Origin of the sequence: Pseudomonas sp. TH21, from assembly GCF_016651025.1 — a bacterium.
In the GTDB taxonomy this organism is placed as follows: Bacteria; Pseudomonadota; Gammaproteobacteria; order Pseudomonadales; family Pseudomonadaceae; genus Aquipseudomonas; species Aquipseudomonas aylmerensis.
Map to the genome: position 1 here is coordinate 3,713,229 of NZ_JAEKEQ010000001.1, position 25,862 is coordinate 3,739,090.

Annotated in this window: 17 protein-coding genes; 4 read left to right on the plus strand and 13 right to left on the minus strand. The window is 61.4% G+C overall.

The window, feature by feature from the left end; genetic code table 11:
* Positions 1-748: 748 nt before the first annotated feature.
* Together JFU04_RS16255 and JFU04_RS16260 are read right to left on the minus strand one after the other, a co-directional pair.
* Positions 749-3,124 (minus strand): efflux RND transporter permease subunit, encoded by a 2,376-nt coding sequence (locus tag JFU04_RS16255; protein ID WP_201144914.1) that lies wholly within the window; start codon positions 3,122-3,124, stop codon positions 749-751.
* A gap of 16 nt (positions 3,125-3,140) precedes the next feature.
* Entirely contained in the window at positions 3,141-4,169 is a 1,029-nt protein-coding gene (locus JFU04_RS16260; protein WP_177410370.1) for a WD40/YVTN/BNR-like repeat-containing protein, read from the minus strand.
* Between the two features lie 391 nt (positions 4,170-4,560).
* On the opposite strand from JFU04_RS16260, the gene JFU04_RS16265 reads away from it, so the two are divergent.
* Positions 4,561-5,676: a Gfo/Idh/MocA family protein gene (locus JFU04_RS16265; RefSeq protein ID WP_201144916.1), complete on the plus strand. Its 1,116-nt coding sequence runs from the start codon at positions 4,561-4,563 to the stop codon at positions 5,674-5,676.
* 840 nt (positions 5,677-6,516) lie between these two features.
* On the opposite strand, the gene JFU04_RS16270 is transcribed toward JFU04_RS16265, so the two are convergent.
* From JFU04_RS16270 to JFU04_RS16315, 10 genes are all read right to left on the minus strand, one after another.
* Positions 6,517-8,223: an AMP-binding protein gene (locus tag JFU04_RS16270; protein ID WP_065907856.1), complete on the minus strand. Its 1,707-nt coding sequence runs from the start codon at positions 8,221-8,223 to the stop codon at positions 6,517-6,519.
* Between the two features lie 31 nt (positions 8,224-8,254).
* Positions 8,255-9,553: an acetyl-CoA C-acetyltransferase gene (locus JFU04_RS16275; protein WP_065907854.1), complete on the minus strand. Its 1,299-nt coding sequence runs from the start codon at positions 9,551-9,553 to the stop codon at positions 8,255-8,257.
* A complete protein-coding gene (locus JFU04_RS16280) occupies positions 9,546-10,436 on the minus strand; it encodes a MaoC/PaaZ C-terminal domain-containing protein (protein WP_201144918.1) in 891 nt (296 codons plus the stop codon). The genes JFU04_RS16275 and JFU04_RS16280 overlap by 8 nt, the downstream gene beginning before the upstream one ends.
* 3 nt (positions 10,437-10,439) lie before the next feature.
* Positions 10,440-11,783: a 3-oxoacyl-ACP reductase gene (locus JFU04_RS16285; RefSeq protein ID WP_201144920.1), complete on the minus strand. Its 1,344-nt coding sequence runs from the start codon at positions 11,781-11,783 to the stop codon at positions 10,440-10,442.
* 157 nt (positions 11,784-11,940) lie between these two features.
* Positions 11,941-14,466 carry an acyl-CoA dehydrogenase gene (locus tag JFU04_RS16290; protein WP_201144922.1) on the minus strand — a complete coding sequence of 842 codons (2,526 nt, stop codon included), beginning with the start codon at positions 14,464-14,466 and terminating at the stop codon, positions 11,941-11,943.
* A 268-nt stretch (positions 14,467-14,734) separates the two neighbouring features.
* Positions 14,735-16,210, minus strand: a complete 1,476-nt coding sequence (locus JFU04_RS16295; protein WP_201144924.1) for an outer membrane protein transport protein — start codon at positions 16,208-16,210, stop codon at positions 14,735-14,737.
* Between the two features lie 109 nt (positions 16,211-16,319).
* Positions 16,320-16,838: an alkane oxidation protein activator PraB gene (gene praB, locus JFU04_RS16300; protein ID WP_120450756.1), complete on the minus strand. Its 519-nt coding sequence runs from the start codon at positions 16,836-16,838 to the stop codon at positions 16,320-16,322.
* 134 nt (positions 16,839-16,972) lie between these two features.
* Positions 16,973-17,467, minus strand: a complete 495-nt coding sequence (gene praA, locus JFU04_RS16305; protein ID WP_065907845.1) for an alkane oxidation protein activator PraA — start codon at positions 17,465-17,467, stop codon at positions 16,973-16,975.
* 133 nt (positions 17,468-17,600) lie between these two features.
* On the minus strand, positions 17,601-18,881 hold the full coding sequence (locus JFU04_RS16310; RefSeq protein WP_201144925.1) for an alkane 1-monooxygenase: 1,281 nt from the start codon (positions 18,879-18,881) through the stop codon (positions 17,601-17,603).
* A gap of 306 nt (positions 18,882-19,187) precedes the next feature.
* The gene (locus tag JFU04_RS16315) at positions 19,188-20,186 is read right to left on the minus strand and encodes an alpha/beta fold hydrolase (RefSeq protein ID WP_201144927.1); all 999 of its coding nucleotides are present in this window, start codon (positions 20,184-20,186) and stop codon (positions 19,188-19,190) included.
* 275 nt (positions 20,187-20,461) lie between these two features.
* Between JFU04_RS16315 and JFU04_RS16320 the strand changes: the two genes are divergently transcribed.
* From JFU04_RS16320 to JFU04_RS16330, 3 genes are read left to right on the plus strand one after another with little or no spacing between them, the layout of a single operon-like run.
* On the plus strand, positions 20,462-22,000 hold the full coding sequence (locus tag JFU04_RS16320) for a flavin-containing monooxygenase (RefSeq protein WP_201144929.1): 1,539 nt from the start codon (positions 20,462-20,464) through the stop codon (positions 21,998-22,000).
* Entirely contained in the window at positions 21,997-22,887 is an 891-nt protein-coding gene (locus JFU04_RS16325) for an SDR family NAD(P)-dependent oxidoreductase (protein ID WP_065907834.1), read from the plus strand. Before JFU04_RS16320 ends, JFU04_RS16325 begins: the two co-directional genes overlap by 4 nt.
* Before the next feature lie 15 nt (positions 22,888-22,902).
* Positions 22,903-23,736, plus strand: coding sequence for a metal-dependent hydrolase (locus tag JFU04_RS16330; protein ID WP_201144931.1), 834 nt, complete (start codon positions 22,903-22,905; stop codon positions 23,734-23,736).
* Here the strand turns inward: JFU04_RS16330 and JFU04_RS16335 are convergent.
* Positions 23,733-25,808 (minus strand): EAL domain-containing protein, encoded by a 2,076-nt coding sequence (locus JFU04_RS16335; protein ID WP_120448835.1) that lies wholly within the window; start codon positions 25,806-25,808, stop codon positions 23,733-23,735. The two genes, JFU04_RS16330 and JFU04_RS16335, sit on opposite strands and share 4 nt — an antisense overlap.
* Positions 25,809-25,862 lie beyond the last annotated feature (54 nt).

The following is a 25,862-nucleotide window of genomic DNA, read 5'->3' on the forward strand; positions in this document are numbered from 1 at the left end:
CGAGCGGGCTTGCCCCGCGTTGGGGTGCGCAGCGCCCCCACTCCATCCGCCGCGTTGGTTCAGGCAAACCGCAGTGCGTGAGGATGGGGCTGCTACGCAGCCCAACGCGGGGCAAGCCCGCTCGCCACAAGGAGCCGCCAGCCAAAACAATCCCACTTTTCACAAGAAGGCTGCTAGCCACAACCAATCCCACTCTCCGCTCGCGCCTTGAGGGGAAACGCTGGCGAGCAGGCCTCTTGTGATGAGCAGGGCTGTTGTGATGAGCAGCCCTCTTGTGATGAGCAGGGCTGTTGTGGCGAGCGGGCTTGCCCCGCGTTGGGGTGCGCAGCGCCCCCACTACATCCGCCGCGTTGTTTCAGGCAAACCGCAGTGTGTGGGGATGGGGCTGCTACGCAGCCCAACGCGGGGCAAGCCCGCTCGCCACAAGGAGCCCGCTAGCCACAACCAATCCCACTCTCCACAAGAAGCCCACTAGCCACAACCAATCCCACCCTCCACATGAAGCCCACTAGCCACAACCAATCCCACTTTCCACATGAAGCCCACTAGCCACAACCAATCCCACTCTCCACATGAAGCCCACTAGCCACAACCAATCCCACTTTCCACATGAAGCCCACTAGCCACAACCAATCCCACTCTCCACATGAAGCCCACTAGCCACAACCAATCCCACTTTCCACATGAAGCCCACTAGCCACAACCAATCCCACTTTCCACAAGAACCCCACTAGCCCCAAGTCCTGCCTCAGTGGGCAAACAGCGAGTTGCCCTTCTGCCCTGCGAGCTTCTCGGGCTTGATCAGGAAGCGCGCCAGTGCTGGCAGGAGCCACAGCGCACCGAACATGTTCCACAGCAGCATGAAGGTCAGCATCAGGCCCATGTCGGCCTGGAACTTGATCGCCGAGAAGATCCAGGTGCACACGCCAATCGCCAGGCACAGGCCGGTGAACAACACGGCTTTACCGGTCGACTTGAGCGTCTGGTAATAGGCTTCCTGCAACGGCAACCCTGCGCGCAGGAAACTCTCCAGGCGGCTGTAGATGTAGATGCCGTAGTCCACGCCAATCCCCACGCCCAACGCTACCACCGGCAAGGTCGCGACCTTGACGCCGATGCCCATGAACGCCATCAGCGCGTTGCCCAGCACCGAAGTCAGCACTAGCGGCAGCACGATGCACAGGGTCGCCGCCCAGGAACGGAAGGTGATCATGCACATGGTCGCCACGCACAGGTAGACCAGGATCAGGATGGTCAGCTCGGCCTCCTTGATCACCTCGTTGGTGGCGGCCTCGATCCCGGCGTTACCGGCAGCGAGCAGGAATTCCAGCCCGTCCTTGTTGTTCTCCTTGGCGAAGTCCTGCACCGCATGCACGGCGCGGTCGAGGGTCGCGGCCTTGTGGTCGTTGAGGAACACCAGCACCGGGGCGAGCGAGCAATTGTTGTTGTACAGGCCATCGGCACGGGCGATGGAGTTGTTGAGCACGTCGGGGTTGCGCGACAGGGTTTCCCATTTCAGGTTGCCCTCGTTCATGCCCTTGATCATCTGCTTGGACACGGTCACCAGCGAGATCGCCGATTGCACGCCTTCGGTGTTCTGCATCTTCCACATCAACTGGTCGATGGGATCCATGGCTTCGTAGCGCGAGCAGCCTTCGGCCTTGGTCTTGACCATCACCACCAGCACGTCGGAGCTGGTGGAGTAATTGTTGATGATGAAGTTGTTGTCCTTGTTGTAGCGCGAGTCCGGACGCAGTTCCGGGGCGCCCTGGTCCAGGTCGCCGATCTTCAGGTTCTGGCTGTACCACAGGCCGCCACCGAAGGCGATCAGCGCCAGTACGATGGACACCGGCGCGACCTTGGCGCTGGCGAAGTTCGACAGCAGGCGCCAGAACGGGTGATCGCGGTTAGCGTCCTTTTTGCTCTTGGCAATCGCGCGTTTGCTGATGCCGACATAGGAAATCGCCACCGGCAACAGGATCAGGTTGGTGAACACGATCACCGCCACGCCGATGGAGGCGCCGATGGCCAGTTCGCGGATCACGCCGATGTCGATGATCAGCAGCGTGATGAAGCCCACCGCGTCGGCGAGAATCGCGATCATGCCCGGCAGGAACAGTTGCCGGAAGGTGCGGCGTGCGGCCGTCAGCGCGTTGTCGGCCTCACTGGACTGCAGGGCGATACCGTTGATCTTCTGCACGCCATGGGAAATCCCGATGGCGAAAATCAGGAACGGCACCAGCATCGAATACGGGTCGAGGCCGAAACCGAAAAAGTGCATCAGCCCCAGCTGCCAGACCACCGCCACCAGCGTCGTGCTGAGCACCGCGATGGTACTGCGCAGGCAGTTGGTGAACCACAGCAGCAGGATCAGCGTGATGACAAAGGCCACGCCGAAGAACAGCACCACCATGATCAACCCGTCGATCAGGTCACCGACCTTCTTGGCGAAGCCGACGATGTGGATCTGCACGTTGGGGTTCTGTTCCTGGAACTTGGTGCGGATCTTGTCCTCAAGCTCGTGGGAAAACTTCTGGTAGTCCAGGGCCAGCAGCTTGCCCTGGTCCTGCGGGTCCGGGTAGGACTCCAGCAGCGGAATGTCGACAATGCTCGACTTGAAATCGTTGGCCACCAGGCGCCCGACCTGGCCGGACTTGAGCACGTTGTTGCGCAACTGGTCGAGGCTTTCCGGCGAGCCGTTGTAGCTCTGCGGGATCACTTCACCGCCGGCAAAACCTTCTTCGGTCACTTCGGTCCAGCGTACGCTGGGGCTCCACAGCGACTTGAGGCCCGAGCGGTCGACGCCGGAGATGTAGAACACCTCGTCGTTGATCTGCCGCAGGGTCTCCATGTACTCCTTGGTGAAGATGTCACCATCCTTGGCCTCCACCGAGATGCGCACGGTATTGCCCAGGTTGGCCAGGTCGTTGCGGTGCTCCATCATCTTTTCGATGAAGGGGTGCTTGAGGGGGATCATCTTTTCAAAGCTGGTGGACGGGCGAATCAGCGTCGCCTGCCAGAACAGGAAAACACTCACCAGCAGGCAGATCACGATCACTGCCGGACGGTTGTTGAAGATCAGGCGCTCAAGAAAGGTCGCTTTATCGTTGTGATGACTGCTCATTCTTTCCCCGCCTTTTTTATTGTTTTGCCAGTTCAGCGCCAGTCGCAGTGGCAACACGCACGCCACCCTGCCCGGCCAGAATCAAGTTGCCATTGCCTGCTGCCGTCACCGACGAGAGGGAAATGCGGTCCGGGCGATTGAACACGCTGAAGGTCTGGCCGTCGTCATGACTGACCACCACGCTGCCGCCATTGCCGACCACCACCAGCGATCCGTCGTCGAGCAAGGTCGCCCCCGACAGGCCAAACTCCAGGGCACCGCGTGCCGCCGGCAGTTCAACCTGCTCCCAGGTGCTGCCGAAATCGGTGGAGCGGTAGAGATTGCCGCGCAGGCCGTAGGCCAACAGGGTCTGCGGCTGCGCCGTGCTGATCACGCCAAACAGCGAGCCCTCGTAGGGGCCTTCGAGCTTTTCCCAGGTCTGGCCGTCGTCGCTGGAGCGGAACATGCTGCCCTGCTCGCCGACGATAAACAGGCCGGCGTCCTTGATGTGCGCAATGGCGTTGAGGTGGAACTGGTCTTCGTTGTCGAGGCGGTCGCTGACGTCTGCCCAGGTCTTGCCGCCGTCGTCGGTCGCGATCAGCGCACCGTAGGCGCCCACGGCCAGGCCGTGCTCGGCATCCTTGAACCACACGTCGAGCAGCGGCGCTTCGCGCTTGAGGTCCTGGTATTGCTGGGTCCAGGTGGCGCCGCCGTCTGCACTGGCGAGGATCTGTGCATCATGGCCGACTGCCCAGCCGTGCTTGTCATCGACGAAAAACACCGCCGTGAGCAGCTGCCGGGTAGGCACTTTGGCTTGGGTCCAGGTACTGCCCTGGTCATCGGAATAGAGGATATGCCCGCGATCACCGACGGCCACCAGGCGCTTGCCGGCATGGACGACATCGATCATCAGGCCTTTGGCGGCCTTGGGGGATTCAATCGCAAAAGTGGTATCGCTGGCGGCCTGGGCAACAGTCGGCAACGCGACTGCCCCAAACAGCGAGAGCGCTGCGGCCAGCAACGCAACCTTGCGTGCGGCGCGTGGGCGGCAAACAACCCAACCCATGACAGGCTCACTCATAGACCTTTCTCCCGATTTATTATTGTTAGGTCGTCTTGCCTTCCTGGCGCCTGAAACCTGCAATCTAGAGCGCCTGAAGGAAGCAGGGGCCATCCTATCGGGCTTTCGAATCGTCTGACAATCGGCGCTACGTTATCTTTTGTTAACTGGCGGCGTTTGGCCACGTGCTGAATATGGCGCCATCAGTCGCACTGATTGATCGTTTACCGCTGCCGAGGCGTGACGAGTGACGCGGAGCGTCAGGGGCTGCATTCCCACGCAGAGCGTGGGAACGATCAACTACCCGCTCAATGAATTTTTATTCCATATCTTGAATTATGAGAATTTTTATTCCATTAATAGCCACCTGAAAACAATAAACCAAAGGACCACGGCTATGCGTGAACTCGGAATCGGCTTGATCGGCACAGGCTTCATGGGCCGCGCCCATGCCCTGGCATTCAATAACGCCCGGGCGGTATTTGACCTGCCGGTACACCTCAAGCTGGCCGCCCTGGCCGATGCCGATACCGAGCGCGCCCAGCGCTGCGCCAAGGCCTGGGGCTTTGCCCAGGCCCATGGCGACTGGCAGGCGCTGATCGATGATCCTGCCGTCGATGTCGTGGCCATCACCACCCCCAACCACCTGCATTACCCCATGGCCATGGCCGCAATTGCGGCCGGCAAGGCGGTGTACTGCGAAAAACCGCTGGCCGTCAGCCTCGAACAGGCCGACGCCATGCGCCGCGCCGCCCGTGCGGCCGGGGTGGTGACGCGGGTCGGCTACAACTACCAGCACAACCCGATGATCGGCCTGGCTCGGCAGATGATTGCCAACGGCGATCTCGGCGAAATCATAAGCTTCCAGGGCGAGTTCAGCGAAGACTTCATGGCCGACCCGGCGTCGCCGTGGTCATGGCGCTGCGAAGTGGCGCATGCCGGCGGCGCGCTGGCGGACCTGGGCAGCCACTTGCTGTCGATGGCGCACTATCTGGTGGGGGATGTCGCCAGGGTGTGCGCCGACACCCAGACCGTCCACGCCCAGCGCCCTGCGGTACACGGCAGCGATGAGCGCAAAGCCATCGCGGTGGACGACCAGGTGCATGCCCTGCTGCGCTTCGCCAATGGCGCGCGCGGCACGGTGAGCAGCAGTTGGCTCAAGCATGGCTACAAGAACCACCTGAGTTTCGAGATCAGCGGCACCCTGGGCACCTTGGCCTTCGACCAGGAGCGCTTGAACGAACTGCGCCTGTGCCGTGCCGGCCAGGACGGTTTCCAGCGCCTGCTGGCCGGCCCCGCCCTGCCCGGCTACGCAGCGTTCAGCCCGGCGGCCGGGCACCAATTGGGGTACAACGAACTGAAGACGCTGGAAGTCCAGGAGTTGATCATGGCCGTGGCGGGCCAGGGGGCGGACGGCACCGACTTTGACGCGGCGTGGGCAGTGGAACGGCTGGCCACCGCGATTCGCGTCGCGGCCCGTGAAGAACGCTGGGTAACAGTGGACACGGTTTGAACATTGGAATACACCCCAAATGTGGGAGCGGGCTTGCTCGCGAAGGCGCTGGATCAGTCACCCTGTTCATCGACTGACACACCGCTTTCGCGGGCAAGCCCGCTCCCACAGTTTTGATCGTTGTTCGGCTTGGGATTCGCGGTGCTACGCCCACATTTCCACCGACGGCACAACCCGGTTCCAACCTTGGAATACAAGCCAAAAATGTGGGAGCGGGCTTGCTCGCGAAGGCGCTGGATCAGTCACCCTGTTCATCGACTGACACACCGCTTTCGCGGGCAAGCCCGCTCCCACAGTTTTGATCGTTGTTCGGCTTGGGATTCGCGGTGCTGCACTAACATTTTCAACGACGGTACAACCCGGTTCCAACCTTGGAATACGAGCCAAATGTGGGAGCGGGCTTGCTCGCGAAGGCGCTGGATCAGTCACCCTGTTCATTGACTGAAACACCGCTTTCGCGAGCAAGCCCGCTCCCACAGTTTTGATCGTTGTTCGGCTTGGGATTCGCGGTGCTGCACTAATAGTTTCACCGACGGTACAACTCGGTCCCAACCTTGGAATACACCCCAAATGTGGGAGCGGGCTTGCTCGCGAAGGCGCTGGATCAGTCACCCTGTTCATCGACTGACACACCGCTTTCGCGAGCAAGCCCGCTCCCACAGTTTTGATCGTTGTTCGGACTTGGAATCCGGAGTGCTGCACTAACTTTTCTACCGAGGGTACAACCCAGTTCCAACCTTGGAATACACCCCAAATGTGGGAGCTGGCTTGCCTGCGATAGCGGTGTGTCTGTCACCCCGCCATCGCGGGCAAGCCCGTTCCTACAGGCGGGCCGGACCGTCAGCTCCGCAAGGCGCGGCGCAGGACTTTGCCGACGGTGGTTTTCGGCAATTCCGTGGTTCGGAATTCCACATACTTCGGCATCTTGTAGCCCGTCAGGTATTCACGGCAATGGGCGAGGATCTGTTCCTGGGTCAGGTTCGGGTCCTTGCGCACCACGATGATCTTGACCTTCTCGCCGGTCACGCCATCTTCCACGCCAATCGCCGCGACTTCCCCGACGCCGGGGTGCAAGGCCACCACGTCCTCGATTTCATTCGGGTACACGTTGAAGCCCGAGACCAGGATCATGTCTTTCTTGCGGTCCACCAGGCGGATATAACCGCGCTCATCCATCACCCCGATATCACCGGTCGACAGCCAGCCTTCGGCATCCAGCACCTCGGCGGTTTCCTTCGGCCGCTGCCAGTAACCCTGCATCACCTGCGGGCCGCGCACTTGCAGTTCGCCCTGCTCGCCGAGTTCGGCCAGCTCGCCGTCTTCGCGAACAAACCGCACCCAGGTCGACGGCAACGGCACGCCAATGCTGCCGGTGAAGTCCATCTCGCGCATGCGGGCGATGTTGATCGGGCTGATGCTCACCACCGGCGAACACTCGGTCAGGCCGTAGCCTTCGATGATCGGCAGCCCGGTGACTTCCTTCCAGCGCTTGGCCACCGCCGTGTGCGTGGCCATGCCACCGGCGATCACCATGCGCAGGTCGGAAAAGTCCCGCGCGCAGAACTCCGGGTTTTCCAGCAAGCCATTGAACAGCGTATTGACCCCGGCAATCCCGTTGAAGCGCTCCTTGCGCAGGATCATCTGCACGCGCTTCACATCCCGCGGGTTGGCGATGAGGATGTTGCGCCCGCCCAGGCACATGAACATCAGGCAGTTCACCGTCAGCGAAAAGATGTGGTACAGCGGCAGCAGGGTGACGTTGGTTTCCTGCTTGTCCTGGTCCAGTTGATCGCCGACCCAGGCCTTGGCCTGCAGCAGGTTGGCAATGATATTGCGGTGGCTGAGCATCACGCCCTTGGCGTCGCCCGTGGTGCCGCCGGTATATTGCAGGAACGCCAGGTCATCAAGGTGCATGCCCACCGGAAAATGGTTCAACCCCCGGCCCTGCTTGAGCACCTGATTGAAACGCACCGCGCCGCGCAGGTTGAACGTGGGCACCTGCTTTTGCACGCGGCGCAGGATGAAGTTCATCGCCGCGCCCTTGAGCGTACCGAGCAAGTCGCCGATGGCCGCCACCACCACGCGCTTGACGCTGCTGCCACCGATGACTTTTTCCAGGGTGTGGGCGAAGTTTTCGAAGATCACCACAGTTTCGGCGCCGCTGTCCTTGAGCAAATGCTTGAGCTCATGGGAGGTGTACAGCGGGTTGACGTTGACCACCACCGCGCCGGCCAGGATCGTGCCCAACAGGCAGATCGGGTACTGCAAGCAGTTGGGCATCATCAGCGCCACGCGGTCGCCCGGCTGTACGCCCTGGCCTTGCAGCCAGGCGGCAAAGGCAATGCCTTGCACGTGCCAGTCGGCGTAGGTCATTTCAGTGCCGATGCTGACGTAGGCAACCCGCTCGCGAAACTTCTCCAGGTGCTCCACGAACACCTCGCGCAACGACGGGTAGTCCTCGATAGCGGCATCGATGTCTGCCGGTACGCCGGGCAGGTAAGCGTTCAACCAGATCCGTTCGGTTTGTTCCTGGCTTACAGCGTTCATGGCAGTCTCCTTGTTGTTGTTTTTGATAGAGCTACTTTTCGACGATGGCAGTAATGCCCAACCCGCCCGCCGCGCAGATCGAAATCAGGCCGCGACCGCCACCCCGCTCATGGATGGCCTTGGCCAGCGCAGCCAACTGCCGGCCACCGGTGGCGGCAAACGGGTGACCACAGCCCAGCGAGCCGCCGTTGACGTTCATTTTGCTGCGTTCGATCGGGCCGAGCGGAGCCTCCAAGCCTAGCCGCTCGCGGCAATAATCGGCGTCCTCCCAAGCCTTGAGCGTGCACAGCACCTGGGCGGCGAAGGCTTCGTGGATCTCGAAGAAGTCGAAGTCGGCAAAGCTCAGCCCTTCGCGCTTGAGCATGCGCGGCACTGCATAGGCCGGAGCCATCAGCAGGCCTTCGGTGCCGTCGACAAAATTCACCGCCGCCGTTTCGCCAGTGCGCAGGTAGGCCAGCACCGGCCAGCCATTAGCCGCCGCCCACTCTTCACTGGCCAGCAACACCACCGAGGCGCCATCGGTGAGCGGCGTGGAGTTGCCGGCCGTGAGCGTGCCGTTCTGCCGGTCATAGGCCGGGGACAGGCCGGCGAGCTTCTCCAGGCTCGCGTCGGCACGCAGGTTATTGTCGCGGGCCAGGCCGCGATGGGGGCTGATCAGGTCGTCGAAAAAGCCGCGTTTATAGGCAGCGTCCAGACGCTGGTGGCTGGTCAGGGTCAACTCGTCCTGCGCCAGGCGCTTGATCTGCCAGCGCTTGGCCATTTCTTCGCAGTGCTCGCCCATCGACAAGCCCGTGCGCGGCTCGCCGTTACGGGGCAGCAGCGGCTTGAACAACATCGACGGGCGCACTTTCAGCAATGCCTTGAGCTTGTCGCCCATGCCCTTGGCGCGATTGGCCGCCAGCAGCGTGTGGCGCAGGGACTCGTTGATGCCGATGGGCGCATCGGAGGTGGTGTCGGCGCCGCCGGCGATGCCCACTTCGATCTGGCCCAGGGCAATCTTATTGGCCACCAGCAGCGCCGCTTCCAGGCCGGTGCCGCAGGCTTGTTGCACGTCGTAGGCCGGGGTTTGCGGCGACAGCGTGGTGGACAGCAACGACTCGCGCGCCAGGTTGAAATCGCGCGAATGCTTGATCACCGCGCCGGCGGCGAACTCGCCCAGGCGCTGGCCGTGCAGGTTGTAGCGGTCGACCAGGCCTTGCAGCGCTGCCACCAGCAAATCCTGGTTGCTGTCATGGGCGTACACGGTGTTGGAGCGGGCAAACGGAATGCGGTTGCCGCCGATGATCGCCACGCGGCGGGTCGGGGCCGGGTTGAAGCTGTAGTCACTCATCTAAGGCTTTCCAAATAAAGAGCCCACGCATATGGGGTTTGTCGCCGGCAGCATTGCGCACCTCGAATGCACGGCGCGGGCCGGTCACGGGGTGGCTCCACAGGGCGACCTGGCCGGGCAGGTAGATCGGCAGTTTGAAATCGCAATGGGCTTCGGCCTGGTCCAGGCCTCCCGGCGGTTGCTGGGCGGCGAGCGCTCGGCCAAGGGTCCACATGCCATGGGCGATGGCGCGGCGAAAACCGAAGATTTTCGCCCCGATTACCGAGGTGTGGATCGGGTTGAAATCCCCCGACACCTTGGCGAAACGTCGGCCCAGGTCGGCCGGCAATACCCAGCGTTGTGTGCGCAAAAGGCCCTCTTCCGGCAACTCCAGCGACTCGCCCCACGGCTCGCCGAGCGGGTTCTTCACGTCGCGGCGCAGGTACAGGCTGTCGCTTTCCCACACCAGCGCATCGGCACTGTAGGCACGGGTGGCGATGCTCAATGCCTGGCCCTTGGGGTGCGCGACCCAGCGCTCGGCGAACACCTCGAGGCGCAACGCCTGGCCTGGGTGCAACCGCTGGTGCTGCCGAATGCGGTTGGCCAGATGCACCATGCCGCTGGCCGGGTACGGAAAGTTCGGCCGGGTCAACAGCATCAGGTGCAGCGGGAACGCCAACACATGCGGGTAGGACAACGGCACCCCCTGCTCGTGACGAAAGCCACACGCACGGCCATAGCCGGCAATGCCGGTGGCGCTCAGCTCCACCGCCGAGCGCACCAGGCGCTCCTTGGGCAGCATCGGCGCACCGTCGAGCTTGGGCTTGCGCAGGGCGCGCACGCCGTCCAGCAGCAGGCGGGTGCGCGAGGGTGGCGGGTCGATGATCTGCGTCACGTAGTCCATGGCTCAGGCTCCCAGCAGGCTTTGCCCGCACACGCGGACGACCTGGCCATTGACGGCGCCGGATGCCGGGTGTGCCAGCCAGGCGATGGTCTCGGCCACATCGATCGGCTGGCCGCCCTGGGACATCGAGTTCATGCGCCGCCCCGCTTCGCGAATCATCAACGGGATTTTTGCGGTCATCTGGGTTTCGATAAACCCCGGCGCCACGGCATTCACCGTCACCTGTTGCGCCGCTGCCTGCCGGGCCAGGCCTTGCACCAGGCCAATCACGCCGGCCTTGGAGGTCGCGTAGTTGCTCTGCCCGAGGTTGCCGGCGATGCCGGAAATCGACGACACGCACACGATGCGCCCACCAGCGTTCAGGCCCTGATGGTCGAGCAGCGCCTGGCTCAGTTGCAACGGCGCTTCGAGGTTGACCGCCAGCACACTGCGCCAGGCTGCCTCGGTCATCTTCGCGATGGTCTTGTCGCGGGTGATCCCGGCGTTGTGCACCACCACATCGAAGGCGCCGTATTGGCTGATATGCGTCTGCAACAACGCGGAGGCATCGGCAGCGGTGATATCCAGCGGCAGGGCCGAGCCGCCGACACTGCTGGCGGCTTGCTGCAGCGCGTCGTGGGCCTGGGGCACGTCCACGCAGACCACATGGGCACCGTCACGCGCCAACACTTGGGCGATGGCCAGGCCAATGCCACGCGACGCGCCGGTGACCAGCGCGCGGCGGCCGGCGAAGGGCTTGTCCCAATTGACCGTAACGTGACCGTCCACCGGGGCTTCCAGGCGCACCACTTGCCCGGACACATAGGCCGACCGGCGCGACAGGAAGAACCGCAGGCTGCTGTCCAGCGCCGCCTCGGCCCCCGGCGCCACGTACAGCAACTGCACGGTGATGGCCCGGCGCAACTCCTTGGCCAATGAGCGCACCAGGCCTTCGAGGGCGCGCTGCGCGATGGCCTGGGGCAAGTCGGCGCAGTGTTCCGGCGCCGTGCCGAGCACCACCACGCGACCGTGCTGGCCGAGGCGCTTGGCGTTGGCGTGGAAGAATACATACAGCTCGTCGAGTTGCTGCAGGTCGGTCACGCCGCTGGCATCGAACACCGCGCCCTGCACTTTCACCGTGGACGGAGCCTTGAGCGTGGCCGCAGTGGCGGTGACCGTGTCGGTGTCGCCGAAAATGCGCTGCACTTCGTCGGCCAGGCGCCCTGCCCCGGCCAGGATCACCGGGTTGGCGAGGCCTTGCTGGCCGCTGCGATGGCGTTGCAACGGCAAGGGTTGGGGCAGACCGATGGCCCCGGCCAGGCGGCGGCCCCAAGGAGAATTGACGAACGCTAGATAGCTGTCACTCATAGATAGATCCACTCACAACACATTCCTGCCTTGTAAACCCGATCAATGTGGGAGCTGGCTTGCCTGCGATGGCAGCGGCTCGGCTTGACTGATAGACCGAGTCGCCTGCATCGCAGGCAAGCCAGCTCCCACACTGAGCGTGTTCATTCAGTACCACTCAATTGACCGAGGCGTTTTCACCCTGGCTGGACTTGCGCTTTGCCGGCGGTTCCAGCGCTTGCTTGCGCTGTTGCAACGCCTCCAGCAAGCCGAAGTCCTGCGGGAAATCGTCCACCTGGATGCCGTGATCGGCGTATTCCACGTAGCGCCCCAGCAAGCTGTCTTCGTCGTCGCTGATCAGGTCCAGCGCCCGCGCCTTGACGCGCCAGGCGTTGAAGGCCGTGGCCGAGATCGGCATCGGCTCGATCAGCCCCTGCTTGACCGCAGGCTTGAGGCGAGCATCGATCAGCTCGACTTGCGGCAACAGGCGGAAGCCAAGTTCGCCGTAGGCCAGCTTGTCGATTTCCGGACGCGGGATGTAGGAATTGGCCAGCAGACGGTCGCGGGTTTCGCCGGGGGTCTGCACCACATCGGCCACCTGGGCCAGCAGGCGATCCGAGGGTTTGTGCAGGGGAATGCCGAACGGGAAACTCAAGCCTCGCACCACTGCGGCGGCGGCTTTCGACGGGTAGTTGTCGAGCACTTCGGCCAGCGCTTCATGGCCGCGCAACAACGCGTCCTGCGCCGCCCAATGCACCAGCGGCAAATCCGCCTGGGGCCGACCGTCGTCCTCGAAGCGCTTGAGTACGCAGGACAGGATGTACAGCTGCGAGAGAATATCGCCCAGGCGCCCGGTAATACTTTCCTTGCGCTTGAGGGCACCGCCCAGCACGCCCATGGAAATATCCGAAATCAGCGCCAGCACCACCGACAGGCGATTAGCCTGGCGATAGTAGGACGCCAACGCCGGGTCGGTCTTGGCCGGGGCGGAAATCAGCCGCCCGCCCGTCAGGGAATGCACCGCTGCACGCACGGTATTGGCCAACACAAAGCTGATATGGCCGAACATCGCGCTGTCGAAATCTTCCAGGGCCTTGCGCCGGTCCGGGTGGCGCGCCGCTTCCATCTCGCGGAACACATAAGGATGGCAGCGGATCAGGCCCTGGCCAAAGATGATCAGGCAGCGCGTCATGATGTTCGCGCCTTCCACCGTGATGGCGATGGGGCTCTGCTGGTAGGCGCGCGCGAGGAAGTTATTGGGCCCCATGCAGATGCCCTTGCCGGCGACGATGTCCATGCCGTCGTTGACGATAATCCGCGCCCGTTCGGTGACGTGGTACTTGGCGATGGCCGAGATCACCGAGGGTTTCTCACCGGCGTCCAGGGACGCCACCGAGACCTTGCGCACCGCATCGCAGGCATACAAGTGCCCGGCCATGCGCGCCAGCGGCGCCTGCACGCCTTCGAACTTGCCGATGGGCAGGCCGAACTGCTTGCGCATCGCCGCATAGGCGGTGGTGCCGCGTACTGCGACCTTGCCCAGACCGACGTTGGCCGAAGGCAGGGAAATCGCGCGGCCGGCGGCCAGGCATTCCATCAACATGCGCCAGCCGTTACCGACTTGCTCGCGGCCACCGATCACCCATTCCAGTGGGATGAATACATCCTTGCCGGTGGTGGGACCGTTCTGGAACACCGCGTTGAGCGGCCAGTGGCGACGGCCACTGTTGACGCCTGGGTGCGACGTCGGGATCAGCGCGCAGGTGATGCCGAGCGAACCGGGAGCGCCCAACAGGCCTTCCGGGTCTTCGGCGCGAAACGCCAGGCCAAGCACCGTGGCGATCGGGCCCAGGGTGATGTAGCGCTTGTCCCAGGTCACGCGAAACCCCAGGACTTCCTCACCTTCATGCGTGCCTTTGCAGACGATGCCCAGGTCGGGAATCGCCCCGGCGTCCGAGCCGGCATACGGGCTGGTCAGCGCAAAGCACGGGATGTCTTCACCCCGCGCCAGGCGCGGCAGGTAGTAGTTGCGCTGGGCATCGGTGCCGTAATGCAACAGCAGCTCGGCCGGGCCGAGGGAGTTGGGCACCATCACCGAGATCGCGGCCGCCGAGCAGCGCGTCGACAGCTTCATCACCACCTGCGAATGCGCATAGTGGGAGAAGCCTTTGCCACCGTACTGCTTGGGAATGATCATGCCGAGGAAGCCGGCGTCCTTGGTGTACTGCCAGCCTTCGGGCGACATGTCCTGCCAGACCTGGGTGGTTTCCCAGTCGTTGGCGATGTCACAGAGGGTTTCCACCTCATTGTCGAGGAAGGCTTGCTCCTCCGCGCTCAGGCTGGCCGGCGCGGCTTGCAGCAGGCGCTGCCAGTTGGGCTTGCCGCTGAACAGCTCGGCGTCCCACCACACGGTGCCGGACTCGATGGCCGCGCGTTCGGTGTCGGACATCGCCGGCATGATTTGTCGGAACATCGCCAGCGCCCTGCTACTTATCAGCCACCGTCGCAGCGGTTTGATGCTGAGGATGACGCTGGGTACCAGCAACGCCACTGTGCACAGGCACAAGCCCAACACACCTATGTCACTCAATAAGTAAATGGCTGTCAGCCAAATCAGGCTCCAGCCCGCCCAGACAACGGCCGCCGACTGCCGATACGCCAACGCCAGTACGCCCGCCATACCGACCAAGAACCAGAAAACCATACCGCACCTCGCTTTGAACATCTGCCCGGATACAGGCCATGCGCCTGTTCCTGAATAAACAATAGGCCGTTATTTAAAAAAATATTTCAAATTATTATTTAATGCCTGAACCAAACAAAACAGAGCCGCATGGCTCAGGCACAAAGGATGAATTGAGGCAGTGAAACCGATCAGGCTTTTTACAGGCGGTGATAGGTTTTCGGCTTTTTGTAAAAGCCTTGCTCCTGGCACCACCGCCGTTCAAGCGTGTGAGTTGAAGTGTTGCGTTTTAAAAGGCGTAAGTGGCGGAAAGGCTGACCACATCCCCGTGAGCATTGGCCTCGGAATCCAGACTACCCGCACCAAGCCGATCGACGTTTTGGGTCTTGAGCTTGACCTTTTCCACGAACTGGTGAGAGTAAGCGGCATCCAGCGAAAGCCCAGGGATCTGTTTGACGACGTAACCCGCACCCAACGAGGTGAAGATACGGTCGCCATCAGGAATCCGTGGGTCACGTGTAGAGTTGCGCGTCGGGGTCTGATCGAAAGCCACACCAGCCCGTACTGTCCATTGGTCGGTAAGTTTGTAGTCGCCACCCAAGGAGTACATCCAGACATCCTTGTACTTGTATGGGATGGAAACGATGGTGTAGCCCTCCGACTTCAGCGTCAGATCCTGAAAGGATGACCATTGGGTCCACATCACGCTGGCCCCCACCGTCAACCGATCATCAAACTGGTGAACCCAGTCAAATGCGGCTGTTGCAGGGATGTCCAATTGGGTCGAAGCCTTGGCACCGTTGGGGTACAGATTCAACCCTGGGTAGGCAGCCCCCAGTATAGTGCCTCCGTTTGGATTTAACGGGCTGGGCTCTGTCAACAATGACTGGGTCACTGAATCCGTATAGATGTTGTAGTTGCCCTTCATCTTGTTCTTTATCTTGGCGTGATAGTTCAAACCAAGGGAATCACGTTCGGTCGGCTGCCAGACAACCCCGGTAAACCAACCGACAGAAACATTGTCGACTTTCACGCGGATCAACGAATCGCCTATCCCGGCAGGAAGTGCAACCCCGCCAGTGGGACGATCCTTACCGATACCCGGTGAGTTTGAGGCGGCTGCAAACAAATCGATGTTCTGACTGACAAACCCTTGACTGCGCTGAACGATAGCGCCCGCTCCGATGGAAAATTCGTCATTGACCTTGAACGATAGAGACCCCGTCAGTCCCACGGTCTCGATTTTAGTGTCCACGGCAAAGTCACGGTATTTCGAATCAGTATCCCAGGTTGTACGCGCACCTTGCGGCACCACTTGGCTAAGACCGAACGCGAAACGATCACCAATAGGCATCACCAGAAAACCCGTGGGCACCCATGCAGTAAAACCGCCTTGGCCACCATCACCGGTCACGACACTGGCGTCGTCAAACAAGATGGTGCCATCGGGAGCAATAGGCGTCCTGGTCAAGGGGTCGCCATTATAATCCTTAGACTGCCCCTTCATTTTGATGCTGATCCGCGCATAGTCTACGGTGAACTGGGAAATGGTCTTATCGACAAACGCCATGGCCGCCGGGTTATTGAAGGCCGAACTTGGGTCGTTCTTGAACAGCGAACCGCCGCCAAATGCACGGCCCCACCCCGGGGCACCGTAAGTAGGTGTGGATAAACCACCCGCCTGTACCGAAGGGACGCCCGCCATCAGCCCTCCCAATACTGCAATACTTAATAAAGTACGAGCGTAGTTGTATTTATTGCTCATGCAACACTCCTTATTATTATCAGTGCCCGGCCACGCCGGTTCACCTTGCAACAACAGGCACCTCGCAAGAAGTGCCTGCCTTCAACGGGTGATCAGCCCTTTACGAAGTTCAGGGGTTAGTGATCGTGATGGTTGCACCCGAGGTGGTGATGTTTAGAGAGGTAATCGTGCAACTACCTGCCAACGCCTGATTGGTAAAACCAAGGGTGGCACTGGCACCCGGAGTGAAGGAGCCATTGATCGAGGTTAACCCGCACGTTGACTTAGGAAACGGGAATACCGCAGGGAGGTTGTAACCTACGTTATCAACTCTCACGGTCGAGAGGCCGGTAGGTACAACAGGCCAAGGCAAACCAGTGATGGTCGGTAGCGCACACAGACCACCGCCCGATGGGGCAGCAGTAAGAATTTTCGCATTACCGGCAGCATCAATACTGCCCGTCACTGACAGCGCGCAGGTGACATCCAAGTTGGCTGAAGTTGGGGACTTGGCAACGAGAGTACCGGTTCCGGAAAACGGCGTACCTCCTGTAACTTTTGGATTGAAAGTATAGGCATTCGCCATCGAGGCAGCGCCCATGCAAACAACCAAAGCAGACAACGATACGAGGGTTTTAAGGCTTTTCATTGTTTTTCCTCACATGTTATGGCGAAGTCATTTCGCCAGGGGTAATGGCCATGAACGAGAGGTCACGGTGAAACAAAGCGGAACTTCCCTTTCCAGCCAAATCTCAATTCAATTACCGCTACAACAGTCCAGTGTTATTCCACAACTTTGAAGTTCGGCGGCATCTTGATCGACACCGTCTTGATCTTGCAGTCTTCGCCAATCGGTACATTGGCCGCCTCCAACTTGCCGGTAGCGTTATCCCAGGTGCCATCGGCGGTAGAAGGCCCGCACTTGCCGCCCAGGCCGAAGGCGTGGACATCTACGCTGATCTTCGACATGGAGCCACTCTTGGTGTCTTTGGCAATCAACACCCAGGGCAAGTTGGTGGCTTCGACACGGCTGCACTTGAGGCCGCCATCGAATTCAACTTTCTCGACATCCACCGATGACCCATCGGCCGCAACTTTGCCGGCCACCTTGATGGTGCAATCGGCGCTGATCAGCGCGCCCTTGGAAAAACTGATCGGGCCTTGGGCGGTAAAGGCACTGCCGGCCGGTTCGATGCGGGCGGCCTGGGCCTGGTGATAGGCGATAAGCCCCAGCGCGGCCAATACGATGTGGGTGGTGAACTTGGCAGGTGATTGCATGGTGTACGTCCTTCCCTTTAATTATTTTTGTTCGGGTCAAACAACTTACGTGCAACTAATCTGAAAAAACTCGGGCGATAGAGGCCTGCGCGGCACGCAGGCCCCGAGTACGCCAACAACATGTGACTTACACTTAGAACGGCGTAGCGCTGTTGCTGTACTTCTCCAGGTACTTCAACCGTTGTGAGGGCTGAAGGTTGGTCAGGAAAATATCCCCGGCGTAATGATTAAGTACGCGGTGGTCCATGCGACGGCGCCACAAGTACGGCACATACGCCCAGACAATCATGCTCGCATACCCATAAGGAAGTTGCGGCGACTCATCAAAGTGGCGCAACGATTGGTAACTGCGTGTCGGGTTGGCATGGTGATCAGAGTGCCGCTGAAGTTGGAACAGGAAGATATTGGTGACAATACGGTTACTGTTCCAGGAGTGCCGAGGCGAACAACGTTCATACCGGCCATTGGGCAACTTCTGGCGTTTAAGGCCGTAGTGTTCCACGTAGTTCACCACTTCCAGCAGGGAGAAGCCGTAGATGCCCTGGATGATCAGGAACGGAATCACCGCCGCCCCGAGCCAGTAGATCATCGCCCCCCACAACACCACACTGTACATCCAGGCACTGAGTACAGCGTTCTTCCAGTGCCAGGCCGGCAGGCCGAGTTTGCGCAGGCGCTCGCGCTCCAGGTTCCAGGCCGAGCGTGCGCTGAACCACACCGAGCGCGGCAGGAAGGCCCAGAAGCTTTCACCCAGTCGCGAACTGGCCGGGTCTTCCGGTGTGGCGACACGCACGTGATGGCCACGGTTGTGTTCGGTGTAGAAGTGCCCGTAGAAGGTCGGCGCCAGGGTGACCTTGGCGAGAAACACTTCCAGCGCGTTGGGCTTGTGCCCCAGTTCATGGGCGGTGTTGATCGCAATACCGGTGGCGGCACCGGTCGACATCGCCATGCCCAGGTAAGTGAACCAACTCGGTTCGCCATGCAGTTGAGTACGGGCGGTGATGTAGCTGGCGGCGTGGGACAGCCAGCTGGAAGGGTCCAGGTTCGCGGCGGCCTGTACCAGGCCACCCTGGATGATCCAGTCGATCCCGCCGGCGGCCAGCCAGCCGGTGATCACCACCGAGGAGATCACGAACAGCACGCCCGTATAGACGATCCAACGGTAGTAGCTTTGGGATTCGAGGTGGCCAACGGCGGATTCGGGCGGGTTGCTGACGTCTTCACCGAGCAGGCCGTCGATCAGTGGGATCAGGCCGAAGATCACCAGCACGCCGACCCACCACAGTTGCTGGATACCGGTGGTGATCGCCAGAGCGCCAGACAACAGCGGAGTGGCCAGCGGCATGATCCCCAGCCACCACAGGTGACGCTTGCCGTCGGTCCATACGCTTGGGGCTGCCAGTGTCTGATTCATGGCAGCCTCCGGATGAGACGGGTTGGCAGGGTTACAAAAAACAGGTTCAGGGAGCGATGGATGCTCCGGGAATTCAACCATGCGATAAAAGACGTTTTTTTCATTTTTATTCGCTCTTAGGCATTTCAAAAATCATTTCAAAATAAATATTGAAATATTTTTTTAAATAAATAGCGCGGAATCGATAGGTCGTCAACTACTTTTTCGAGACCTTTTTTACGTGACTGAGCAGTCTCTTTTTCAGCCGTTTGGTCAGGTCTCTAGGGCAGGCATTCCGGACGTTCGAACCCGCAACGTGAGGCATGACTATTTGCTCGCAAACGCAAAGGACGGCTGCAGAATCGTCGCGGTTTCGCCGGGTCGCACGCGCTTGGCCAGGTGCTGCACCGCTTCGACCACACGCGCCGTGGCAGTGATCGGCAGCATATGGCCGCGCCCCTCCACCACCTGCATCTTCAAGCCCGGCACCTTGTCGGCGAGTGCCTGGCCGTGCTGGCGAAAGTCCAGCACCTTGTCCCGGGCCCCGTAGATCAGGCTGATGGGCAGCGTCAGCTGCGGGTAGCGCTTGACCATGCCTGGCAGGTAATCATTGACCAGCGCAATCTCGCTGGAGGCGGCGTAGAAGTTGTCCGGGCGCATGCCCAGCAGCCCGCCGCCACGGGTGGCGAAATCCTCCGGGGCCGGATCGGGCGCGAACACGCCCTTGACCACTGCACGGCGGGTCAGCAGGCCCATCGGCACGGTCAGGGTGTGCGACACCCAGCGACGCAGCCAGGCAGGGCGTACTGCCAGCGACCAGAACACCAGCGGCAAGGTCGGTTGGGGATGGGTCAGCGGCGCGACCAGGACCAGGCCCGATACGGCGTCGGGATGGTCGAGGGCCAGCGCCAGGGAAATCGCCCCGCCGAGGGAATGTCCCAGCACCAGGGGCTTATCCAGGCCCAGCGTGTTGATAAACGCCGCGACTTGTCGCGCCTGGGCCGGCAGGTCGGCAGCAGTGCCGGCATGACGGGTGGAATAACCTGACCCAGGACGATCGAGGGTGATCACCCGGAACTGCTCCCGCAACTGCCCGGACAAGGCATAGGTCAGGTTGCGACTGCTGCCCATCAGCCCGTGAATCATCACCAGCGGCGGGCCTTTACCCTCTTCTACATAATGAAAGCGCTCGCCGTTGACCTCCACGAAGCGCCCGTTGATCGGAACAGCGGCTTCAATACGCCGTGTCATCCAGGCACTGACGCCCCACAACAGCGCGCTCACGCCGATAAACACCGCCGCAGCAATCATCCATTCGACAGCCATAGCTCGGTCCTCTGCTTCCCTGCTGCCGGGAACCTGACCGGAATTGATCAGGCCTCGGCCTATCGTCCAACCCTGGACCTAAACTACGTGCAGACCCTGCTCGTCCGTCGGACAAGTCGCACATGAGGAGCCAGTGACTAGCGTAGGCGATATTTTCAGGTAGATTATTTAAAATCTTTTTTAAAATAAATAATTCAATTTTCCTTTGCAATGGTGTTCTATCTAAAAGACAAAACAAAAACAGGAGCACATCCGATGCCTACGAGGGCCTGCCTATGAATGCCCACAGTGATTTGATCGATATCGCCATCATCGGCTCAGGCTTTGCCGGCCTGTGCATGGCCATCAAGCTCAAGGAAGCCGGCTTCACCGACTTCTTTATCGCCGAGCAGGCCGAGACCCTTGGCGGCACCTGGCGAGACAACCACTACCCGGGCTGCGCCTGTGATGTGCAGTCGCACGTGTATTCGTTTTCGTTTGCGCCCAACCCGGACTGGACGCGGCAATTCGCGCCCCAAGCGGAAATCCGTGCTTACCTGGAACGCTGCGCCACGCGCTTCGAGCTCAAGCCCTACCTGCGCTTCGGCATGGGCCTGACACGCGCGGTCTTCGATGAACAGCAGCAACGCTGGCAACTGAGCTTCAACGGTGGTCGCCAGGTGAGTGCGCGGGTGCTGGTGTCGGGGATGGGCGGCTTGTCGCGACCGGCATTGCCGGATATTCCAGGGCTGGAGAACTTCAAGGGCAAGCGCTTCCATTCCCAGCAGTGGGACCACGACTACTCGCTGAAAGGCAAGCGCGTGGCGGTGATCGGCACCGGGGCCAGTGCCATTCAGTTTGTGCCGCAGATCGCGCCACAGGTGGCTCACCTGGACCTGTTCCAGCGCACGCCGCCGTGGATCATGCCCAAGCCTGACCGTGCGATAACCCCTTTCGAACGCTGGCTGTTCAAGCACTTGCCTTTCACCCAGCGCCTGGTACGCAGTGCGTTTTACTGGGCCCTGGAAGGCCGCGTGGTCGGCTTTGCGCTGCATCCGCGGCTGATGAAAATGGTGCAGAAAATCGCCCTGCGCCACCTGCACAAACAAGTCGCCCGCCCTTCCCTGCGCAAGACGTTGACGCCTGATTACACCATCGGCTGCAAGCGCGTGTTGATCTCCAATGACTACTACCCGGCGTTGTCGCGCAGCAATGTCGAGGTGGTGACCGACGCCGTGGCACGCATCGAAGCCGACGGCGTGATCACTGCCGACGGCATCAAGCACCCGGCCGACTGCCTGATTTTCGGCACCGGCTTCCAGGCCACCGATCCCCTGCCCCGCGACTGCATCATTGGGCGTAACGGCGTGGACCTGATGGACACCTGGCACGACGGCGCCCACGCCTACAAAGGCACCACCGTGCCGGGCTATCCCAATCTGTTCCTGATTGTCGGGCCCAATACCGGCCTGGGGCACAACTCGATGATCCTGATGATCGAGGCCCAGGTCACTTACATCCTCGACGCGCTTCGGCAGATGCAGCGCCATCGCATTGCCAGTGTGGACGTCAAGCCGGCGGTGGAAAGCGCCTACAACCAGCAACTGCAGGACAAGCTCAAGCGCACCATCTGGAACACCGGCGGATGCCGCAGCTGGTACCTCGACCCGCGCACCGGCAAGAACACCACCTTGTGGCCGGGTTCGACCTGGCGCTTCAAGCAGGTGACCCGCCAGTTTGCGCTCAAGGACTACGTGGCCAGCCTGGTGCCGATCAATGCGCCGGAGCGTGCCGTCCAAGCGCCTCACTCCACTGCAGAAGGGAGCCTGTCATGAAGACCTTCAATGGCCGCGTGGCGGCAATTACTGGCGCCGCGTCCGGCATGGGCCGCGCCCTGGCCTTGGCCCTCGCACGGGAAGGCTGCCACCTGGCGCTGTCGGACAAAAACAGCCAAGGGCTGGAACAGACGCTGGAGATGATCAAGGCCTCGACCCTCTCACCCGTACACATCACCCTGCAGGTACTGGATGTTGCCGACCGCCAGGCCATGCAGGATTGGGCCGCGCGCTGTGTGGCCGAACACGGCCAGGTCAACCTGGTGTTCAACAATGCCGGGGTGGCCTTGTCGAGTACTGTCGAGGGCGTGGACTACGCCGACCTGGAGTGGATCGTCGGCATCAATTTCTGGGGCGTGGTCCATGGCACCAAGGCGTTCCTGCCGTATTTAAAAGCGTCCGGCGAGGGCCACGTGATCAACACGTCCAGCGTGTTCGGCCTGTTCGCGCAGCCCGGCATGAGCGGCTACAACGCCACCAAGTTTGCGGTGCGCGGCTTTACCGAGTCCCTGCGCCAGGAGCTCGACCTGCAGCGCTGCGGCGTCTCGGCCACCTGCGTGCACCCGGGCGGCATTCGCACCGATATCTGCCGCAGCAGCCGAATCGACGCGAACATGACCGGCTTTCTGATCCACAGCGAACAGCAGGCCCGCGCCGACTTCGAAAAGCTCTTCATCACTGACGCCGACCAGGCCGCCAAGGTGATCCTGCACGGCGTGCGCAAAAACAAACGCCGCGTGCTGATTGGCCGCGACGCGTACTTTCTCGACCTGCTCGCCCGCTGCCTGCCGGCGGCGTACCAGGCGCTGGTGGTGTTTGCCAGCCGGCGCATGGCGCCCAAGCCGCGCACGCCAGTGTTTGAAACCAACGACGAGCCCAGACTCTGAACAGGAGCACGCACCATGTTGCCGATCCGTCGCGATATTCATTTCGACCTGCCTGCCGAGCGCATCACCAACTGGCACGAACAGGGCCCGTTCATCACGCATTTCTTCAACGCCCTGTCGCTGCTGTTTCCCCAGGGCGAGCTGTTTTTCATGGACAGCGTGCGCCATTACCGCCAGCGCATCGATGATCCGCAACTGAAGAAAGAGATCCAGGGATTCATCGGCCAGGAGGCCATGCACAGCCGTGAACACGTGGCCTACAACGACTTGTTGCAAGCAGCGGGCCTGCCCGCACACACCCTGGACCGGCGCCTGAAATTCATCCTCGACCTGCAAAAGAAACACTTCGCGCCGTCGTTCAACCTGGCGATCACCATCGCGCTTGAACACTACACGGCGATGCTCGCGGAAATCCTGCTGAGCGACCCGTCACGCTTTGGCGACTCGCTCAAGGGCTACCAACAGATGTGGTACTGGCACGCGCTGGAAGAAACCGAGCACAAGGCCGTGGCCTTCGATGTGTGGAACCGCGTGATCAAGCCCGGCCCCAAACGCTACCTGCTGCGCACCGGCACCATGCTGACCACCACGGTGTTCTTCTGGCTGGTGGTGCTGGATTTCCACGTGCGCCTGCTGATTGCCGACCGCCAGTCCGTGGGATTCCTCAAGGGGTTCTGGCGCATGCTGAAGTTTCTCTACGGACCCAAGGGGGTTTTCCCACGGATGCTGGTGCCCTGGCTGCACTACTTCAAACCCGGCTTCCATCCCTGGGACCACGACAACCGCGCGCGCCTGGCGGCGATCGACGGCCTGGTCGAGGACATCGAACAGACCCGGCGCAGCTATTAAACCTTCGCCAGGTCCGCGCGCTCGCGTACAAAGCCTTGCAACTGATCGCCGGGCAGCGCCTTGCTGAAATACCAGCCCTGGATGATCAATTCGGTGCCGCCGTTCAGGAAAGCCAACTGCTCGGCGGTTTCCACCCCCTCCACCACCACGCCCAGGTTCAGCGCCTCGCAAAAGCGCAGCATGCCGGTCATCACCTGGGCGCCCTTGGGGTCGTGCTGGGCGACCACGAAGCTGCGGTCGATCTTGATAAAGTCCACCGGGAACTGGTGCAGGTAGCTCAACGCCGAAAACCCGGTGCCAAAGTCGTCGATATACACCTTGGCGCCAATGGCCTGCAGCTTCTGGATGATCTGGCGGGTAGCCTGGATGTCCGAGACCAGCGCGTCTTCGGTGATCTCCACCGAGACCTGGCCATGAGCCTGGGCCAGGATCTCCACCAGACGCTCGCCATAGGCGGCGTCGGTCAGGGTGGCGCTGGAAATATTGATGGTCATCGGCAACCCGAAGCCCAGCTTCTGCCACTTCTGGTATTGGCGCACCGCCTGCGACGCCACCCACATATCCACGTCCGGCATCAGCCGCGCCTGGGCCAGCCACTGCAGGAACTCCCACGGCGAATGCACGGTGCCCTGGGCGTCGCGCGCGCGCATTAACGCCTCGCAACCGGTGCACAGCCCGGTCCGGGTCGAGACCTGAGGCTGGAATTCCAGGTAGAACTCATAGTCGCTGATCTGCTGGATATGGCTCAGCTCGCTGGCCTGGCGCGCCAGGGTCCGGTGGGACGCCAATACCGGGTCCAGTTCGCGCAGCCGGCCTTTTTCCTCCAGGCCACGGAAGGTCATGTCCAGGGACTTGAGGTAGACCGTGCCGCCTTCGGTGGCCTGGCGATGAATCGCCCGGACATACGGCGCATACACCAGCGTGCCCAGGCCCAGCAGCGCGATTTGCAGCGCGACGGCCGCGACATCGCCGTGGGTGCTGAGGTAGGCGTTGAGCAACACCGGCGCGGTAAACGGCACGCTCGCCACAGCCGGCGACACCCAGCCCATTTGCACCACCGTCAGCGCCACCGTCGCATTCAGCGCGGGCACAATCAAAAAGGGTATGAACAGGCGTGGGTTGAGAATGATCGGCAAGCCGAACAGCAGCACCTCGCTGACGTTGAACAGCGACAGCGGCACACTCGCCATCGCCACCAGGCGCATGGACTGGCTCTTGGAAAACAGCAGGATCGCCACCAGCAGGCACAACGCGCCACCGGAGCCGCCGATAAACGCAAAACAGCCCAGCAAGCCACCGTTCAACACATACTTGATCGGCTCGCCCGCCGCCAACGCCGCACCGTTGAGGGCTACCGCCTGGTCGAGCACATTGAACAGCGGCTGCATGGCGTACACGCCGTGAATCCCGAAAAACCACAACAGCGAGTTCATCAGGGTCACGAATAAACCACTGCCGTAGGGCGACTCCAGTGCATCCAGCACTTGCGGCCCCTGGATCTGCGCGACGTAAGGAACCTGCAACAACAAGGACAGCACCAGCACCAGCGCCAAGGCCGTGATCGCTCCGGGCAGCACCATGTTGATCGTGCCCCTGAGGTTGTGCCCGACCAGGTCTTCATTGACCAGGCGTGTCCAGCGGTACCGGTGCAGCCAGGCAATGGCCGGCACATTGAGCAGCGGCGAGGCGATGGCGATAAACAGCACGAACGTCGCCGAGGCCCGGGGGTATTCGCGCAGGATAAACGTCGCCACCACCACATGGGCGAGGCACAGGAATGCCACCGGCAATTGGGGCAGCCGATGCTGGATCGCCAACATGTAGCCGATGGACGCACCGACCAGCAGTGGAATCACCGAACTGATCTGGTTGTGCAGCGCGGCCAGGAACGCCACCACTTGTGGGTCGAAGCCCAGCACACGGGCGAACTCGGACAGGATCAGAAAAGCTGCCGAGACCAGCAGGCACGGCAGGATCCACAACAACCCTTCGCGGATCGCGCGCAGCGACTCGGTACTGGCCAAGGCGGCCAGACGTTGGGTAAAGAAAAGTTTGAACAGCGTTTGCGCCATGACCCGTCCCTCTGCCCATCGCACCCTGCCCGTGGTTGGCAGGCCTGAAAACCC